This window comes from Erwinia rhapontici (genome assembly GCF_020683125.1).
Lineage (GTDB): Bacteria > Pseudomonadota > Gammaproteobacteria > Enterobacterales > Enterobacteriaceae > Erwinia > Erwinia rhapontici.
The window spans coordinates 717,110-735,124 of the sequence record NZ_CP085627.1; the positions used below are offsets into that span (position 1 = coordinate 717,110).

Annotated in this window: 15 protein-coding genes; 6 read left to right on the top strand and 9 right to left on the bottom strand. The window is 55.0% G+C overall.

Annotated features, from left to right (window positions below; genetic code table 11):
- Positions 1-29 precede the first annotated feature (29 nt).
- The 5 genes from LJN55_RS03275 to LJN55_RS03295 are packed head-to-tail and all read right to left on the bottom strand — an operon-like array spanning position 30 to position 4,405.
- Positions 30-881, bottom strand: coding sequence for a class II fructose-bisphosphate aldolase (locus tag LJN55_RS03275; protein WP_171148878.1), 852 nt, complete (start codon positions 879-881; stop codon positions 30-32).
- A 9-nt stretch (positions 882-890) separates the two neighbouring features.
- Positions 891-1,982 (bottom strand): PTS fructose transporter subunit IIC, encoded by a 1,092-nt coding sequence (locus LJN55_RS03280; protein WP_133843823.1) that lies wholly within the window; start codon positions 1,980-1,982, stop codon positions 891-893.
- Positions 1,983-2,004: 22 nt separating this feature from the next.
- Positions 2,005-2,319, bottom strand: coding sequence for a PTS fructose transporter subunit IIB (locus LJN55_RS03285; protein WP_133843821.1), 315 nt, complete (start codon positions 2,317-2,319; stop codon positions 2,005-2,007).
- A 20-nt stretch (positions 2,320-2,339) separates the two neighbouring features.
- A complete protein-coding gene (locus tag LJN55_RS03290; RefSeq protein WP_133843819.1) occupies positions 2,340-2,810 on the bottom strand; it encodes a PTS sugar transporter subunit IIA in 471 nt (156 codons plus the stop codon).
- Between the two features lie 11 nt (positions 2,811-2,821).
- A complete protein-coding gene (locus LJN55_RS03295) occupies positions 2,822-4,405 on the bottom strand; it encodes a BglG family transcription antiterminator (protein ID WP_133843817.1) in 1,584 nt (527 codons plus the stop codon).
- A gap of 482 nt (positions 4,406-4,887) precedes the next feature.
- Here LJN55_RS03295 and parC point away from each other — a divergent pair, with 482 nt between their 5' ends.
- From parC to ftsP, 3 genes are all read left to right on the top strand, one after another.
- Positions 4,888-7,164 (top strand): DNA topoisomerase IV subunit A, encoded by a 2,277-nt coding sequence (gene parC / locus LJN55_RS03300; protein ID WP_227535658.1) that lies wholly within the window; start codon positions 4,888-4,890, stop codon positions 7,162-7,164.
- A 124-nt stretch (positions 7,165-7,288) separates the two neighbouring features.
- On the top strand, positions 7,289-8,029 hold the full coding sequence (locus tag LJN55_RS03305; RefSeq protein WP_133843813.1) for a 1-acylglycerol-3-phosphate O-acyltransferase: 741 nt from the start codon (positions 7,289-7,291) through the stop codon (positions 8,027-8,029).
- A gap of 136 nt (positions 8,030-8,165) precedes the next feature.
- Positions 8,166-9,608: a cell division protein FtsP gene (gene ftsP, locus LJN55_RS03310; protein ID WP_227535659.1), complete on the top strand. Its 1,443-nt coding sequence runs from the start codon at positions 8,166-8,168 to the stop codon at positions 9,606-9,608.
- A gap of 66 nt (positions 9,609-9,674) precedes the next feature.
- Here ftsP and dkgA read toward each other — a convergent pair whose 3' ends face one another.
- Positions 9,675-10,499 carry a 2,5-didehydrogluconate reductase DkgA gene (gene dkgA / locus LJN55_RS03315; protein WP_227535660.1) on the bottom strand — a complete coding sequence of 275 codons (825 nt, stop codon included), beginning with the start codon at positions 10,497-10,499 and terminating at the stop codon, positions 9,675-9,677.
- Between the two features lie 86 nt (positions 10,500-10,585).
- Complete coding sequence (yqhD, locus tag LJN55_RS03320; protein WP_133843807.1) at positions 10,586-11,743, bottom strand: alcohol dehydrogenase; 1,158 nt, start codon at positions 11,741-11,743, stop codon at positions 10,586-10,588.
- A gap of 180 nt (positions 11,744-11,923) precedes the next feature.
- Between yqhD and LJN55_RS03325 the strand changes: the two genes are divergently transcribed.
- From LJN55_RS03325 to LJN55_RS03335, 3 genes are all read left to right on the top strand, one after another.
- Complete coding sequence (locus LJN55_RS03325; protein WP_227535661.1) at positions 11,924-12,817, top strand: AraC family transcriptional regulator; 894 nt, start codon at positions 11,924-11,926, stop codon at positions 12,815-12,817.
- A 214-nt stretch (positions 12,818-13,031) separates the two neighbouring features.
- On the top strand, positions 13,032-14,414 hold the full coding sequence (locus LJN55_RS03330; RefSeq protein WP_200642834.1) for a diaminobutyrate--2-oxoglutarate transaminase: 1,383 nt from the start codon (positions 13,032-13,034) through the stop codon (positions 14,412-14,414).
- 13 nt (positions 14,415-14,427) lie between these two features.
- Positions 14,428-15,891, top strand: coding sequence for a pyridoxal phosphate-dependent decarboxylase family protein (locus tag LJN55_RS03335; RefSeq protein WP_212813692.1), 1,464 nt, complete (start codon positions 14,428-14,430; stop codon positions 15,889-15,891).
- A gap of 58 nt (positions 15,892-15,949) precedes the next feature.
- On the opposite strand, the gene LJN55_RS03340 is transcribed toward LJN55_RS03335, so the two are convergent.
- Together LJN55_RS03340 and metC are read right to left on the bottom strand one after the other, a co-directional pair.
- Positions 15,950-16,606 carry a DedA family protein gene (locus LJN55_RS03340; protein ID WP_133843801.1) on the bottom strand — a complete coding sequence of 219 codons (657 nt, stop codon included), beginning with the start codon at positions 16,604-16,606 and terminating at the stop codon, positions 15,950-15,952.
- A 191-nt stretch (positions 16,607-16,797) separates the two neighbouring features.
- Positions 16,798-17,988: a cystathionine beta-lyase gene (gene metC / locus LJN55_RS03345; RefSeq protein WP_227535662.1), complete on the bottom strand. Its 1,191-nt coding sequence runs from the start codon at positions 17,986-17,988 to the stop codon at positions 16,798-16,800.
- Between the last annotated feature and the right edge of the window lie 27 nt (positions 17,989-18,015).

Below are 18,015 nucleotides of genomic sequence, written 5' to 3' on the forward strand. Positions count from 1 at the left end.
ACGCAGGGTGAACGGAATCGGATCGGGCGTTACGCTTTACCCACGGCGCCAGACCAGTTGAGATACTCAGTAACGACTTCGCGACAGGCGGATTCCATCACCGCCATCAGATCGGGCAGCTCCGCCTTAGGGTGCTGTTTTAAGGCTTGTTGCAGTGCGCTTTTTCCGGCTTCAAACACCGCCGCACCAACGTTAATCTTTGCCACACCATGCTGGCTGACGCGGCGAATATCTTCCGCTTTGGTGCCGCTGCCGCCATGCAGGGCCAGCGGTAACGGTGAAGCGCGATGCAGCTCCTCCAGCCGGGTGAAATCAATCGCGGGCGTCACGCCTGGCGGATAGATGCCGTGTGCCGTACCGACGGATACCGCCAGCAGGTCAATATCGGTCTGTGCGATAAACGGCATCACATCGGCCACCTGGGTCATCTTCACGCTGGCATCCTGCAGGTCATAGACCGGCGCATCAGCAATATGGCCCAGCTCGCCCTCCACGCAAACCCCTGCAGTGTGGGCCATCTGTACCACCTGCTGAGTCTGGCGGATGTTCTCCTCCAGCGGAAAAGCGGAGGCGTCAATCATCAGCCCGGTAAACCCGGCGCGGAAGCACTGACCAATCAGCGTAAAGTCACGGCCGTGGTCAAGACTGAGGGCCACCGGCACGCTGGCCTGCTCTGCCAGCGCCCTGACCAGCGGCAGCGCGACTGCTGGTGGGAAGTGTTCGCAGTGCCCCTGATAGATATTCAGGATAATCGGGGCGCGCTGTGCGCTGGCGGCGCTGATGGCCGCACGGGCGCTCTCCAGATTGAAGCAGTTAATGGCTAAGACCGCGTACTGTCGCTGAAAGGCATCGGCAATCACGGCTTTCATTGAGGCGTACATAACAACTCCTTATTCCAGGGTGAATTTAATGTCTTCGTCGCGCATGCTGCCATCGTCGACATCGTTAAACTCTTCATCCGCTTCGGTCACGCGTTTCTTAATGACTGACAGCATCACGCCGCAGATCACCGTGCCGATCCCCAGGGCCAGGCAGAACATCACGGGTTTGGTAAACAGCGGCACCACAAACATCCCGCCGTGCGGCACAGGCGCCTCTACGCCCCAGACCATAATCAGCCCGCCTGCGATGGCGGAGGCCACCACACAGCTGCCAACCACACGGAACAGGTCACGGGCGGCAATGGGGATCACCCCTTCGGTGATCATGCAGATGCCCATCGGGAAGGCGGCTTTCAGGGCCTCTTTTTCTGCGCGGGTGTATTTATTGCGCGTCAGCAGGAAGGAGAGGGTGATACCAAACGGCGGGATCATTGAGCCGACAAACTTCACCGCTTCCGGGCCATAGATGCCATCAACCAGCATGCCGTCAGCAAACAGGGACATGGTTTTATTCACCGGCCCGCCGAAGTCAAAGGTGGCCATGGCACCGAGGATCGCTCCCATCAGGAACTTCGATCCGCCCTGCATCGACTCCAGCAGATGGATCAGCGCTTTCTGCAACCAGATGATCGGCTGGCCGATGAACGTCATCATCAGCAACCCGGCGATCACGGTACTGAGCACCGGCAGGATCATCACCGGCATCAGCCCCTGCATAGACGTGGGCAGCCTGATGCTGCGTTTCAGCAGCAGCACGGTGTAGCCCACCAGGAAGCCGCCGAGAATGCCGCCGATAAACCCGGTGCCGATCTGGCCGCAGATAAAACCCACGATCAGACCGGGTGCAAAGCCGGGGCGATCGGCAATTGACCAGGCGATCGCCGCAGAAATCAGCGGCACGATCAGCCCCATTCCCCAGCCGCCGATCTGATTCAGCATCCAGGCCACGCTGCCGGTCTGTTTACCGACGTCCGGGCCGCCGATCACCTGACCTAGCGCAATGCAGATCCCGGCGGCGACGATCAACGGGATCATCCATGAGATACCGGTCAGCAGATGCCCCTTAATCTCTTGCCCCAGTTTGTTTGATTGAGTGTTCATCGTGATTTCCCCGTGAGAGTGCTCAGGCACGTGCTAACGAATCGGCCACTTTTTCCAGGAACTTCACCGGGGATTTGATCACGACATCGGTTTTCACCCGCACCACCGGTTTACCTTTAAAACGCTCCTCGCCGTTGATTTTGATATCGACGGCCAGGATCACTACGTCAGCCGCGGCAATGTCTGCCGCATTCAGGGCATTCTCGGTGCCGATGGTGCCCTGGGTTTCCACCAGGATGTCGAAGTTGAGCGCTTTCGCGCCCTTAATCAGTTTTTCGCGCGCGATGTAGGTATGCGCGATGCCTGCCGTGCAGGCGGCCACACAAACAATTTTCATGGTAAGCCTCGTCTTCAGTGTTAACAGAGGTCTGTTTCCGCGTACTGGCTGAACAGTTGGATAATGCTGTCTGCATCCTGCTCTTGTAACAGTTGGGCAATCACATCATCATCCGCCAGGGCACAGGCCACCTGAGACAACAGACGAATATGTGTGGTGTTTTGATCTTCCATACGGACCGCAAATAAAATAATGCAGCGCACTTCACTGCCATCGAGCGTTTCCCACGGAATATCGGCGCGGGTCCGGCCAATCGCCAGCGTGGTCTGTTTTACTGCCAGCGACTTGCCGTGTGGAATAGCAATATGATTCTCGAATCCGGTCGAGCCTTCGGCTTCACGTAACCAGACGTCGTGAATAAAGTCCTCTTTCGAGGTCAGGGCACCGTCCTCATACAGCAAATCGGTCAGTTCGCGTATCGCTTCATCTTTCGTGCTGGCGTTCATGTTTAATTTGACGCGCCGGGCGCTGAGAATTTTATTGATATCCATTTGCAGACCTCTTAAGAGCAAGTTGAAAAGGCGTGTTCGGGTGCCTTGATACGATCGGATGCCTGCATCAATTTGCTGGCGATGACCTTCTCGGTGACGCGTTTAATATCGTCGTCGTTAAAAAAGGCCGACACGTAGACCACCGGAAGCGGCTGGTCGGCCAGATGAATCGTGGAGATCACCAGTTCAATATCCTGCTGCTGGCAGCACTGGTTCATGGTGCTGGCCGAGACGACGCCAGCGATGACCCAGTCAGGGAAGGCGCGCAGAATGCGGCTCTTCAGCAGGTGCGACGTGCCCACACCGCTTGAACAGACAATCAGGATGCGTTTGTGAGCAATCTGGCGCTCCAGTGCCGCCTGAAAATGCACGGTCAGATAACCCACTTCATCATCGGCAATCTCCGGTAATTTAAAGCGCTGGCACAGTTGCGACACTGCATGTCCGGTCAACTGATAAATATCGGCCAGCTCTTTTTTTATATCTTCCAGTAACGGATTGCGGATGCGTATTTGATATTTAAGTCGGTTAAGTAACGGCTTAATATGCACCAGCAACCCTTCATGCAGCAGACGGTCGCTGCTCAGGTCAATGTTAATCACGGCAGAAAAGGTGGCGATTAAATCCAGCGTTAAATGGCGCGACTCACTATTGGATAACTGACAATACAACGGAGGGTTATCCTCATTTTCCTCGACCACAATGCCAGAGGAAATGATATATTGATAAACAAACCAAACTTCATCACAAGGTAGTTGATTATTAATTCTTATTTCAACCTGATTAATCATTTCCTGTGCGATAGCGAAAATAATTTCGTCCGGTTTTTGGCTGATGTTTTCTTCGCTCAGAATAAGCGGGTTACCCAGCGCCATGCGGTGCATCATAATTAAAATATGGGTGAAAAGATTAATATAATAAGGTTCACCCAGGGGATAGGTTAACTGGCGTTCCATCTGCTCCAGGATTTGCTGAACAAACAGCACATCCTCTTCACCAAAATAGTGCGTCAGGGCTTTATAACTGCCGGGGTCCAGACGTGAATGATTGACGGTCCCCGGGTCCTGGAAATTCATCACATCATTAATCAGTGAGGCCATCGCCTGGCGAATATGATTTTCGCTGCCTTCAATATGCGTACCGCTCTGACTGCGGACCAGTGCCAGGCCGAGTGGGGCAATCCAGCTTTCAATGATCTTCAGGTCATTGACGATAGAGGCGCTACTGATGAAGTAGCGTTCAGACAGCTTGCTGATGGAGGTTTCCCGCGGGGTATCGCTCAGAAGTTGAGACGCAATTTTTACCCGGCGTGAATTATTGGCCAGCGCCTCAGCGCCGCCTTCTTCTGGTGTTATCAGTTGCTCCAGCAGCATTAAACGCTGGCTGTCATCGGCAATCAGCATAATACCAATGCCAACCTTTTTATCTGTAGTGATATTCCACTCGGTTAACAGTGTTTCGATAAACTGGATATCGCGATGTACCGTTTTTTCTGACACGGCCAGCAGGCTGGCCATATTTTTAACCGGAACATACTCCTGATGTTGCAGAAGATACTTCAGCAATTTGTGTTGTCTAGAGGTTAGTAGTTGCATCAGATCACCCTTGAATACCCTTGATATTTGACATGCCAGCGGTGTTTGCTGTCGTGCTGTTACGTCAATGACTTTGGGTATTATGTTTTAATTATTCACCCTTTCGGGTCGGATTTATCTTGTGCTGACTGAGTGAGATTAAATCTAGTTGCTGTCGGGGATGTGGGCAATACTAAAGCGTGTCCCTGTGCGGGACAAAATTAAAACAGCAGAATGCGGGATTATTATTTGGGAGAGGGATCACATTAATGAATGGGTGAATAATTGTGATCTTGTTCTCATATTATTAGTTTTATTCCTCCGGGCTGGGGAATATTCATTTCTCCCTTAGTGCAGGACAATTTGTTGCTGTCACTCGTGCTGAACCATTGATCCCTGTGACAGACCCTTATCAGATAAGGTACTATCCTCGCCAAACTTACCGCTGTGTGGTGCGGAGTTGGCAGGCCCTTAACGCGCCGCGATGTGAGGAAAAGAGAATAATGACTGATCTGACGCAGGATGGTGCAGAGCGCCTTGCCCTGCATACCTTTACTGAGAATGCGTACCTTAACTACTCCATGTACGTCATCATGGATCGTGCGCTTCCTTATATTGGCGATGGCCTCAAGCCCGTTCAGCGCCGCATTGTGTATGCGATGTCAGAACTGGGATTGAGCAACAACGCTAAGTTCAAAAAATCTGCTCGTACCGTCGGTGATGTGCTTGGTAAATACCATCCGCACGGTGACAGCGCCTGCTATGAAGCGATGGTGTTGATGGCGCAGCCGTTCTCCTACCGTTACCCGCTGGTTGATGGTCAGGGGAATTGGGGGGCACCGGACGATCCCAAATCTTTCGCCGCGATGCGTTACACCGAGTCACGTTTGTCAAAGTATGCCGAAGTGCTGCTGGGCGAGCTCGGGCAGGGCACCGTTGACTACGTACCCAACTTTGACGGCACCATGCAGGAACCGTCGATGCTGCCGGCGCGCCTGCCGAACATTTTGCTCAATGGCACCACCGGGATTGCCGTGGGCATGGCAACCGACATTCCACCGCATAACCTGCGTGAAGTCGCCAAAGCTGCCATTACACTGATCGACAGCCCGAAAACCACGCTGGATGACCTGCTCGATATCGTTCAGGGGCCGGATTATCCGACGGAAGCGGAGATCATTACCCCGCGCAACGAAATACGTAAAATCTACCAGAGCGGTCGTGGCTCGGTGCGTATGCGTGCGGTATGGAAGAAAGAAGACGGTGACGTGGTGATTACGGCGCTGCCGCATCAGGTATCCGGCGCGCGCGTACTGGAGCAGATTGCTGCGCAGATGCGTAACAAAAAGCTGCCGATGGTCGAAGATCTGCGCGATGAATCGAACCACGAAAACCCGACGCGTCTGGTGATTGTGCCGCGTTCCAACCGTGTGGATATGGAACAGGTGATGAACCACCTGTTTGCGACCACCGATCTTGAACGCAGCTACCGCATTAACCTGAACATGATCGGCCTGGATAACCGTCCGGCGGTGAAAAACCTGCTGGAAATTCTCAATGAATGGCTGATGTTCCGTCGTGATACGGTGCGCCGCCGTCTGAACTTCCGTCTGGAAAAAGTGCAGAAACGTCTGCATATCCTTGCTGGTTTGCTGGTGGCGTTCCTCAATATCGACGACGTCATCCATATCATTCGTACGGAAGATGAACCGAAGCCGGTATTAATGTCGCGTTTCGACATCACTGAAATCCAGGCTGAATCCATCCTCGAGCTGAAACTCCGCCATCTCGCCAAACTGGAAGAGATGAAAATTCGCGGGGAGCAGGATGAGCTGGAAAAAGAGCAGGCCTATCTGCAAGGGCTTCTGGCCTCTGAACGCAAAATGAATACCCTGCTGAAGAAAGAGTTGCAGGCAGACAGCGATGCGTATGGCGATGATCGTCGTTCACCGCTGCGTGAGCGCGAAGAAGCAAAAGCCATCAGCGAAAGTGAGCTGGTGCCGTCCGAACCCGTGACGATCGTCCTGTCACAAAGCGGCTGGGTGCGCAGCGCCAAAGGCCATGATATTGACCCAACGGGCCTCAGCTACAAAGCGGGTGACAGCTTCCGTGCTGCCGCTCGTGGCAAGAGTAACCAGCCGGTGGCCTTTATCGACTCCACCGGGCGCAGCTATGCGCTCGATCCGATCACACTGCCATCGGCGCGTGGTCAGGGTGAGCCGCTGACGGGTAAACTGACACCGCCACCGGGCGCCGTTATTGAACAGGTGCTGATGGAGGAGGACGATCAGAAACTGCTGATGGCGTCCGATGCGGGCTATGGTTTCGTCTGTACCTTTAGCGACCTGGTGTCACGTAACCGTGCCGGTAAAGCGCTGCTGACCCTGCCGTCAAATGCCAAAGTGATGACGCCAATGGCGATCCACAGCAATGACGATCTGCTGCTGGCCATTACTGCTGCCGGACGTATGTTGATGTTCCCGGTGGGTGACCTGCCGCAGCTGTCGAAAGGGAAGGGGAATAAAATTGTCTCCATCCCGTCGGCTCAGGCAGCCTCCGGTGAGGATAAACTGGCCTGGTTGCTGTTGCTGACACCACAAAGTGATATTACGCTGCATGTGGGTAAACGTAAGCTGACGCTGAAAGCGGCCGATCTGCAAAAGTTCCGTGCCGAGCGTGGCCGTCGTGGCACGCTGTTGCCGCGTGGCTTGCAGCGCATTGATCGGGTCGACGTTGACGGCCCGGTGCGTGCAGCCCCAACGGATGACAGCGAGGAGTAATTCGCTCGTCTGGCCCGATCGTCATTGACGGGCCAGCTCGGCGATTATTTCCCAAAAAATATAATAAGCATGAGTGCGCATGGACCTGTCCGGTGTGTGACCTGTAAGTAAAAACGAGGTAGTGATGCTTTCTCTTCTACGTATCATCATCGTGGTGATGTATTCGATCCTGTTGTGTGTGTTTGGCTGTATCTACTGTTGTCTGTTCAGGCCGCGCGATCCGCGCCATGTTGCTACCTTTGGTCATCTGTTTGGTCGTCTGGCACCGATATTCGGTCTGAAGGTGGAGCTGCGCAAGCCAGAGGGCGCTGAAAACTACCCGAACGCGATTTATATCTGTAACCATCAGAACAATTACGACATGATCACGGCGGCCAGCATGGTGCAGCCAACAACGGTCACTGTCGGTAAGCGCAGCCTGCTGTGGGTGCCTTTCTTTGGTCTGCTCTACTGGCTGACAGGTAACCTGCTGATTGACCGTGATAACCGCGCCAAAGCACACGGTACTATTGGTGAACTGGTGGATCAGTTTAAACGTAAAAGGATCTCCTTCCTGATGTTCCCGGAAGGGACACGCAGCCGCGGTCGTGGCCTGCTGCCATTCAAGACGGGTGCCTTCCATGCGGCGGTTGCGGCTGGTGTGCCCATTATTCCGATCGTGGTGTCGAATATTCACGGCAAAATCGAACTGAACCGGTTGAAGAACGGGCTGGCGATTGTTGAAATGCTGCCGCCGGTTGATACCCAGGCCTTTGCCGAGCAGTCCGTGCGCAAGCTGGCGACACACTGTCGTGAACTGATGTCGGCGAAGCTGGATGAGTTAAATGCCGAAGTCGCTGCACGCGAAGCGTCAGGTAAGCTATAAATTAACGGAGTGGCCGGTGATCCGGCCACGCTGTCCTCTCTTTACGACAGCACATCACGCGGAAACACAGCCCGCGCATAATGATAAAAAATGGAATAGCGTCGCTGCGGCGGCCGTTTTGACTTACGGAGTGGGTATGTCCTTCAGTCGTCGTCAGTTTATTCAAGCCTCAGGCATTGCCCTCTGTGCTTCTACTCTTCCCTTACGTGCCCGTGCTGCGGGTGCCGGGCAGGGCAATCCGTTACCGGTCCCGCCACTGATCGAGTCACGTCGTGGGCAGCCGCTGTTCCTGACGTTGCAACGCAGCCATTGGGCCTTTAACGGCAGCAATAAAGTGCCGGTATGGGGAATGAATGGTCTCTATCTTGGCCCAACGGTACGCGTCTGGAACGGGGATGACGTCAAGCTGATCTACAGCAACCGTCTGAATGAACCGGTGTCGATGACGGTGAGCGGCCTGCAGGTGCCGGGTGTGCTGATGGGCGGCGCGGCGCGTATGATGTCGCCGGGTGTTGACTGGGCGCCGGTGGTGCCGATCCGCCAGGCGGCCTCCACCTGCTGGTATCATGCCAACACGCCTAATCGCATGGCTCCGCACGTCTACAACGGCCTGGCCGGGATGTGGCTGGTCGAGGATGAAGTGAGTAAGTCCTTACCTATCCCCAATCACTACGGCGTGGACGATTTTCCACTGATTATTCAGGACAAGCGGCTGGATAATTTTGGTGCACCGGAGTATGACCCACCGGGTAATGGCGGGTTTATTGGCGATACGCTGTTGGTGAATGGCGTACAGAATCCGTTTCTCGAAGTCTCCCGAGGCTGGGTGCGTTTGCGTCTGCTGAATGCTTCTAACGCTCGCCGCTATCAGCTGCGCATGAGTGACAGCCGCCCGTTTAATGTGATTGCCAGCGATCAGGGCTTCCTGCCCGCACCCGTAGCGGTTGAACAGCTGTCGCTGGCGCCTGGCGAACGACGTGAAATCCTTGTTGATATGTCCCAGGGCGATGAAGTCTCGATTACCGCCGGGGAAGCCGCCGGGATTGTCGACCGTCTGCGCGGTTTCTTTGAACCCTCTTCGATTCTGACCTCAACGCTGATCCTGACCCTGCGCCCGACCGGGCTGCTGCCGTTAGTGACGGATAACTTACCGATGCGTCTGCTGGCCGATCAGATGATCGAGGGTGCTGTCAGCCGCACGCGCGAGTTCCGTTTGGGGGATTCAATGCCCGGCATTAACGGCGCGCTGTGGGATATGACGCGCATTGACGTGCAGGCACAGCAGGGCAGTTTTGAGCGCTGGGTTATTCATGCTGATATGCCGCAGTCGTTCCATATTCAGGGCGTGATGTTCCTGATCAAGAGCGTGAATGGCGCACAGCCGATGGCAGAAGATCGCGGCTGGAAAGATACACTGTGGGTGGATGGCGACGTCGAGCTGTTTGTCTCCTTTACTCAGGCATCATCAGAGCATTTCCCGTTTACCTATTACAGCCAGACGCTGGAGATGGCGGATCGTGGCACGGCGGGGCAGCTGGCGGTGAATTCCGCCGTTCAGGTCGGGCAAGGTAGTTTTTAACGTTTCGCGCTTTTGTAGGGGCGAGGCATGCCTCGCCCGTGACAGATAATACGAAATGACGGAATACTAATTCAATTCATCCGGGTCCGGCCCCAGTCGATTACCCTGATCCAGCGCGGCAATCTCACTGATCTCCGTTTTTTGCAGGCGGAAATCGAACACCTTGAAATTCTCCTCAATACGCGACGGCGTGACCGATTTCGGGATCACCACCAGCCCACTGTCCAGATGCCAGCGGATGACAATCTGCGCCGGGGTTTTGTCGTACTTTTTCGCCAGCTGTTTAATCACATCCTGATCGAATACGCCTTTACCGCCCTGTGCCAGCGGGCTCCAGGATTCGGTCTGAATCTGATGCAGCGCATTCCACGCATGCAGGGTGCGCTGTTGCAGCATCGGGTGCAGTTCAACCTGGTTAATCACCGGGCTGACCCCTGTCTCATCCAGCAGGCGCTTCAGGTGTGGCTCGTTGAAATTACACACGCCAATACTTTTGGTCAGCCCCTGCTTTTGCAGCTCAATCATCGCCTGCCAGGCCGCAACAAAGTTGTTCTTCCCCGGGCAAGGCCAGTGCATCAGATAGAGATCGACGCTCTCCAGCTGCAATTTTTTCAGGCTGGTTTCCAGCGCCTGTGGGGTGTTGAGCTGATCGTCATTCCACAGTTTGGTGGTCACGAAGATATCATCGCGGGCGACATCGGTTTCCTGCAATGCCTGGCCAATGCCTTCCTCATTTTTATAAATTGCAGCGGTATCAATGGAACGATAACCCACGGATAACGCCTTAACGGCGGCGGCCCGAGCCTCATCAATGCTGGCCTGCCAGACACCCAGTCCGAGCTGCGGCATCATATTGCCATCGTGCAGTTTAATGATTGGTTGATCTGCCATGTTATCTCCTTATCAGCGAGTGAACCGGTGCGCGGGCACCGGTTGATGGCTCTAAGTCTAGTTGATACACAGACAACGGGAGGGGATTAACGGGCATCCAGATAAATCTGACGGCTGACGTCCAGCGTGATGTCCTGGTGTTCACCCAGCGCGGTCAGGCCTTTTTCTTCCAGTTTCTTGAGCAGTTGCGGAATGGAAGAACCGTCGAGCTGGTAGTCGCTAAAGCGCGTCGGTACACCCATCTGCTCGAAGAAGCTGCGGGTGGCGGCAATCGCGCCATCGATACGTTGATCATCACTGCCATCGTGCAGGCCCCAGATGCGGGCGGCGAACTGCAACAGTTTCTCACGCTTGGTATCACGCTTAATGTTCATCAACGAAGGCAGCACAATTGCCAGTGTCTGTGCATGATCCAGTCCGTGCAGCGCGGTCAGTTCGTGGCCGAGCATATGGGTCGCCCAGTCCTGCGGCACCCCGGCACCAATCAGGCCATTCAGGGCCATGGTGGCGCTCCACATCACATTGGCGCGCACCGCGTAATTTTCCGGCTCGGCCAGGGCTTTCGGGCCTTCTTCCACCAGCGTCAGCAGCAGGCCTTCGGCAAAACGATCCTGCACCCGGGCATCGACCGGATAAGTCAGGTACTGCTCGATGGTATGCACAAAGGCATCGACCACGCCGTTGGCAATCTGGCGCGGTGGCAGGCTGTAGGTATACACCGGGTCGAGTACGGCGAAGCGCGGGAACACATGATTATTGCGAAATGCCTGTTTGTCGTGGGTGGAACGGCGGGTGATCACTGCGCTGCGGTTCGATTCCGATCCGGTTGCAGGCAGTGTGAGCACCGAACCAATCGGCAGCGCTTTATGGATCTCCGCGCCGCCGGTTTGCAGGATGTGCCACGGATCTTGCGGGTAGAAAGCAGCAGCGGCGATAAATTTAGTGCCGTCCAGCACCGAACCGCCGCCCACCGCCAGCAGGAAGGTGATGTTTTCACGTTTAACCACGTCAACGGCCTGCATCAGTGTTTCGAAGCTGGGGTTAGGTTCAATACCGCCAAATTCCCGTACGTCAAAGCCTTCAAGCGCACTGTACACCTGATCCATCACGCCATTTTTCTTCACGCTGCCGCCGCCGAAGGTGATCAGCACTTTGCTGTCAGCAGGAATTTCAGCGGCTAAATGGGCGATCTGCCCCTGACCAAACAGAATACGGGTGGGAGTATGCAGTAAAAAATTATTCATCGGTGACAGTCCTGGTGAGTGGGGCATTGTCTGAAGAGTCGCTTCAATTGTCACCACAAGGTGCTGTTGGCTCAATGCACATTCCTGCCTGTTTCTTGCCTGATTCTCCAAAAGGCTGGAGAAATGGCAATGTGCGGGCGATGATAGCGCCGGGTTTCTTTCGGTAAATGGGGAGCAATAATGGATCGACAGGCAATCTGCGCCCGACTGGCGCAACAGGTCATCGGCCTGGTGACGGGCGATAAAGAACGACTGGCTGCGGTGCCGGGCATCACGTTAATCTACGCCGATCGCTACTGGGCACGTCAGCCGGTGATGTACCAGCCCGCCATTGTGATCCTGTTCCAGGGGCAGAAAACGGGCTACCTCGGTAACAGCGAGTTCCAGTATGACGCTACCAAGTATCTGATGCTGACCGTCCCGCTGCCGTTTGAATGCGAAACCTTTGCCACACCGGAACTGCCGCTGGCGGGGTTGTCGCTGCGCGTGGATGCGCTGAAGCTACAGGATCTGCTGATTGATATCGGTGAAGACGATGGCTTCCATCCCGAACCGCAAACGCGCGGCATCCACTCCGCGCTGCTGACGGAAGAGATGCTGTGTGCCACGGAGCGCCTGCTGGATGTGATGAGCCACCCGCGCGATGCACGCGTGCTGGGGCCACAGATTGTGCGTGAAATTCTCTATCACGTCCTGCAAGGGCCGTGCGGCGGCGCGCTGCTGGCGCTGGTCAGTCGGCAGACGCAGTTCAGCCAGATTGCCCGTGCCTTACGGCGTATTGAGCACCATTTTACCGACAGCCTGAGCGTGGACCTGCTGGCCGCCGAAGCCAATATGAGTGTGTCTGCGTTTCATCATAACTTCAAAGCGGTCACCAGCACCTCGCCGTTGCAGTATCTGAAAAGCTATCGCCTGCACCAGGCGCGCATGATGATGTTGCAGGAAGGCATGAAGGCCAGCGTGGCCGCCATTAAGGTGGGGTATGAGAGTCCGTCGCAGTTTTCACGCGAATTTAAGCGCTATTTTGGCGTCACGCCAGGGGAAGAGATGATGCGGATGCGCCAGGCGGGATAGCCGTCAGATCCGGCAGGGGGCATTATATCAAAGGTTTACGGGCCAAAAAACAACAACATATTGATAAATAGTAAGAAAATCTAAATAAAATAAATTATTGAGAAGATGGTTAAAAAGCCATATATTGGCCGCGTTTTATGCAGGGTACCCATTTACTTTAATTCAATTAATTCAACTGCGGTGTAACTGACACCCCGGTTGTAGGAGAGATATGATGACGGATAAAGTCCGTATTGATGCTTTAGATGCCAAATCTTTTGATGGAAACAATGAGACCTATTTGGCCAGACAGGCCGAGTTTGAATCTAATGTAAGGAGCTATCCGCGCAAATTGCCGTTTGCAATTGCGAAAGCTCAGGGTATTTGGATTACAGATGTTGAGAATAATCAATATCTTGACTGCCTTGCCGGCGCGGGAACGCTGGCCCTTGGACACAACCATCCGGACGTTTTACAGAGCATCCAGAATGTCATTACCAGCGGCTTGCCGTTACATACTCTAGACCTGACCACGCCGTTGAAAGATCAGTTCTCAGAATACCTGCTGTCATTACTGCCAGACCAGGGTAAAGAGTACTGCCTGCAGTTCACCGGTCCTTCCGGTGCAGATGCGGTAGAAGCTGCGCTGAAGCTGGCGAAAAAAGTCACCGGTCGTGCCGGGGTGATCAGCTTCTCCGGTGGCTATCACGGTATGACCCACGGCGCACTGTCTGTGACGGGTAACCTGTCACCGAAAGAAGCCGTAGATGGCATGATGCCAGAAGTGCAGTTTATGCCTTACCCACATCTGTACCGCTGCCCGCTGGGCATTGGCGGTGATGCTGGCGTAAAAGCATTAACTTATTACTTCGAAAACCTGATCAACGATGTTGAGAGCGGCGTGCGTAAACCTGCTGCCGTGATCCTGGAAGCGGTGCAGGGCGAAGGCGGGGTGAACCCGGCGCCGGTTGAGTGGCTGCAACGCATCCGTAAAGTGACCGAAGAGCACGGCATTCTGCTGATCATCGATGAAGTTCAGGCGGGCTTTGCCCGTACCGGTAAATTCTTCGCCTTCGAGCACGCGGGCATTCAGCCGGACATCATCGTGATGTCTAAAGCGGTGGGTGGCGGTTTGCCACTGGCAGTGTTGGGCATTAAGAAGAAATTCGATGCCTGGTCTCCTGGCCACCACACCGGCACCTTCCGTGGCAACCAGCTGGCGATGGCAACCGGCCTGACCACGCTGAAGATCCTGAAGAACAACAACGTTGCCGATAAAGTGGCAGAGCAGGGCGAGTGGCTGAAAGGCAAACTGGCCGAGCTGCAAACGCGCTATCCGGCCATCGGCCATATTCGTGGCCTGGGCCTGATGATCGGTATCGAATTCGTGAAGCCGCAGGAAGCGCCAGATCATATGGGTTGCTACCCGGCTGATGGCGATCTGTCTGCGCTGATCCAGAAAAAATGCTTCGAAAACGGTCTGATCCTGGAGCGTGGTGGGCGTAACGGTTGTGTGCTGCGTCTGTTGCCATCTCTGTTGATCACCCAGGAAGAACTGGGTATTTTCCTGGATAAATTTGAACACGCCCTGCTGTCTGCTGGCGTTAAACAGTCTTAACTGGAGTAAGTTGATGTCCCGGTTAAACCCGATTCTGGCCGCCTCGGTGCAAAGCACCGATGCGTACCAGCAAGCGATCAAACAGACCAGTGAAGCCGTCGTGCAGTGGCTGCAACAGCCTGAGATGTATCAGGGCAAAAGTGTTGCTGAACTGCGTGAACGTATCCAGCTGGACTTTACTTCTCAGGGCCTGGGCAACCAGGCCGCCATTGAGCGTGCGGTTGAGTTCTTCTTAAAAGACAGCCTGTCGGTGCATCACCCACAGTGCGTCGCTCACCTTCATTGCCCAAGCCTGGTGGTGAGCCAGGCGGCTGAAGTCCTGATCAACGCCACCAACCAGAGCATGGACTCCTGGGATCAAAGCCCGTCAGCCACCATCATTGAGATGAAGCTGATTGAATGGCTGCGTACTCAGGTAGGCTATCAGGCGGGTGATGCGGGCGTCTTCACCAGTGGCGGCACCCAGAGCAATCTGATGGGCCTGATGCTGGCACGTGATGCTTTCTTTGCCGCCAGGGGCCACTCTGTTCAGCAGGATGGCCTGCCAGGCGACCTGAGCAAGATCAAAGTGCTGTGTTCTGAGAACGCCCACTTCTCCGTGCAGAAAAATATGGCGCTGATGGGGCTGGGTTACCGCTCCGTGACGCTGGTGAAAACCGACCGCTTTGCGCGGATGGACATCAACGACTTAGCTGAGAAAGTCGCGCAGGCGCAGGCTAATGGCGAACAGATTCTGGCGATTGTGGCGACAGCAGGCACCACCGATGCGGGCGCTATCGACCCGCTGCGGGCGATTGCTGAACTGGCGGCACAGCATAAAATCTGGGTGCACGTGGATGCGGCATGGGGCGGCGCGCTGTTGCTGTCTGAGAAATACCGCGACTACCTGGACGGCATTGAGCTGGTGGACTCCATTACCCTGGACTTCCACAAGCAGTTCTTCCAGACCATCAGCTGCGGGGCGTTCCTGTTAAAAGAAGCCCGTCACTATGAGCTGATGCGCTATCAGGCGGCTTACCTGAACTCTGAGTTCGACGAAGCGCAGGGCGTGCCGAATCTGGTGTCCAAATCCTTGCAGACCACGCGTCGTTTTGATGCGTTAAAACTGTGGATGGGGCTGGAAGCATTAGGTCAGCAGCAGTACGCTGAAATCATCGATCACGGTGTGACGCTGGCACAAGACGTGGCGCAGTATGTCACTGAGCAGCCATCACTGGAGCTGGTGATGCAGCCACAGCTGGCGAGCGTATTGTTCCGCTATCGTCCGGCGTCGCTGGCGACTGCCGATGACGCGGCGATTGCACTGATCAACCAGAAAATTGGTGATGCCTTGCTGGATTCGGGCCGTGCCAACGTGGGTGTGACGGAATCGGACGGGGTAACCTGCCTGAAGATGACGTTACTGAACCCAACGGTCACCTTGCAGGATATTAAAACCCTGCTGGCGCTGGTTGAAAAGACGGCAGAACAGCTTTAAAACGCACTATGACGGGGAAGAGCAACCGCTGTTGCCCCGTGGATCAAAAAGCCCGGTCTTACCGGGCTTTTTTGCCTTTCACGACCAGCGCAATACTGCCGACTAAACCAATCGAGAGCATCACCAGCGGCAGAACCATCAGGCAGGCCATCACCTGATCTTCATGGCGTTTAATAAACGGCACCTGACTGATACTGTAGCCAAAGCCCACCAAAATCGTGACCCATAGCAGGCCACTCAGCCAGTTGAATAGCTGAAAACGGCCGTTTTTCAGGCCCGAAATCCCCGCCAGCGTTGGCAGAATTGTGCGCACGAAGGCCAGAAAACGCCCTACCAGTAACGCCATCAGACCGTGACGATTAAACAGATGCCATGCGCGTTGATGATACTGTGCGGGCAGATGCAGTAACCAGCCTTTGACCAGCCGGGTATTCCCCAGCCAGCGTCCCTGAATATAGCCCAGCCAGCAGCCCAGACTGGCGGCCGTGGTCAGAATCAGCAGCGTCGGAATAAATGTCATCACGCCTTTGGCGATCATGGCACCTGCCAGCAGCAGCAGGCTGTCACCCGGCAAAAATGCGGCGGGCAACAGGCCATTTTCTAAGAACAACGTCAGGAACATAATCCCATAAACGATCCAAATTACATCCGGATTGGCCAGCGCGGCAAAATCCTGATGCCAGAGCGCCTGAACAATCTCGTGTAGTACACTCATTCTTTATCCCGTGACCGCTTCGCCTTCATACCTGGCGCCTTGCTGTAGCGCCAGCTCGTTGGCTATAGAAAACACCCATTATTCTGGCTATCGAAACTTCGTTGCTTAGTGTAACTGTAAATGAGTGCCAACACCTTGATCAAAGGCGCGAACCCGAGACGCCATTGATCAATTGTTGAGGTTTCGGGGATTCAGCGGCTCAGGCGGGCAAAACCGGCGGCCAGGTCATCAATCAAATCGTCCACGTTTTCCAGTCCTATATGCAGGCGTACCAGCGTACCGGTGAAATCCACACCGCCCGCCGGACGGATCGCCGCGAGTTCTTCCGGCTGGTTAGCCAGAATCAATGATTCATAGCCGCCCCAGGAGTACGCCATACTGAAGTGAGTGAAGTGGTCGAGGTAATGTGCCAGCTGCGTATGACTCAGTTTTTCCTTCAGCACAAAGGAGAACAGGCCGCTGCTGCCAGTGAAATCTCGCTTCCAGAATGCATGGCCTTTGCACTGCGGCAGTGCCGGATGGTTGACCACCGCCACTTCAGGACGCTCTGCCAGCCAGTGCGCCACGCGCAGGCTGCTCTCTTCATGCTGGCGCAGGCGCACCGCCAGAGTACGCAGGCCACGGCTGGCCATATAAGCCGTATCGGCATCCACCATTTGTCCCATCAGGTAGGAGTTTTCCCGCAGCTGTTCCCAGCAGCGTGCATTCGCGACGGCGGTGCCAATCATCGCATCGGAATGACCAATCAGATATTTGGTGCCCGCCTGAATGGAGATATCCACGCCAAAATCCAGTGCGCGGAACAAAATGCCTGCGCCCCAGGTATTGTCGATCATAATGATTGCGTCGGGGGCTTTGCTGCGGATTGCCGCAACGATCGCCGGAACATCCTGTACTTCCATGGTGATCGACGCCGGAGACTCCAGAAACACCACGCGCGTATTGGGCTGCACCTTTTCGGCGATCTCGCTGCCGATGGTGTGATCAAACCAGGTGGTGCTCACATTCATTTTACTGAGAATTTTAGTGCAGAAATCCTGCGTTGGCTCATAGACGCTGCCGCTCATAAGCACATTATCCCCGGCGGAAACAAAGGCGAGAATGGCATTGGCTACCGCTGCTGCGCCGCAAGGGTAGAGTGCACAACCGGCACCGCCTTCCAGTTCGGTCATCGCTTCCTGCAATGAAAAGTGGGTCAGGGTGCCACGGCGCCCGTAAAAAAGCTCGCCGTCTGCCCGCCCGGCAGTGGCCCGTTTTTTGTCGGCGACCGTATCGAATACCAGCGAAGAAGCCCGCTGAATCACCGTGTTGACGGATCCCTGGGTATAACGTTTGCTACGTCCTGCACGAATCAGTGCCGTTTCAATTTTGTCGCTGCTCATAAAAACCCTGTGTCATTTTTACCCTTT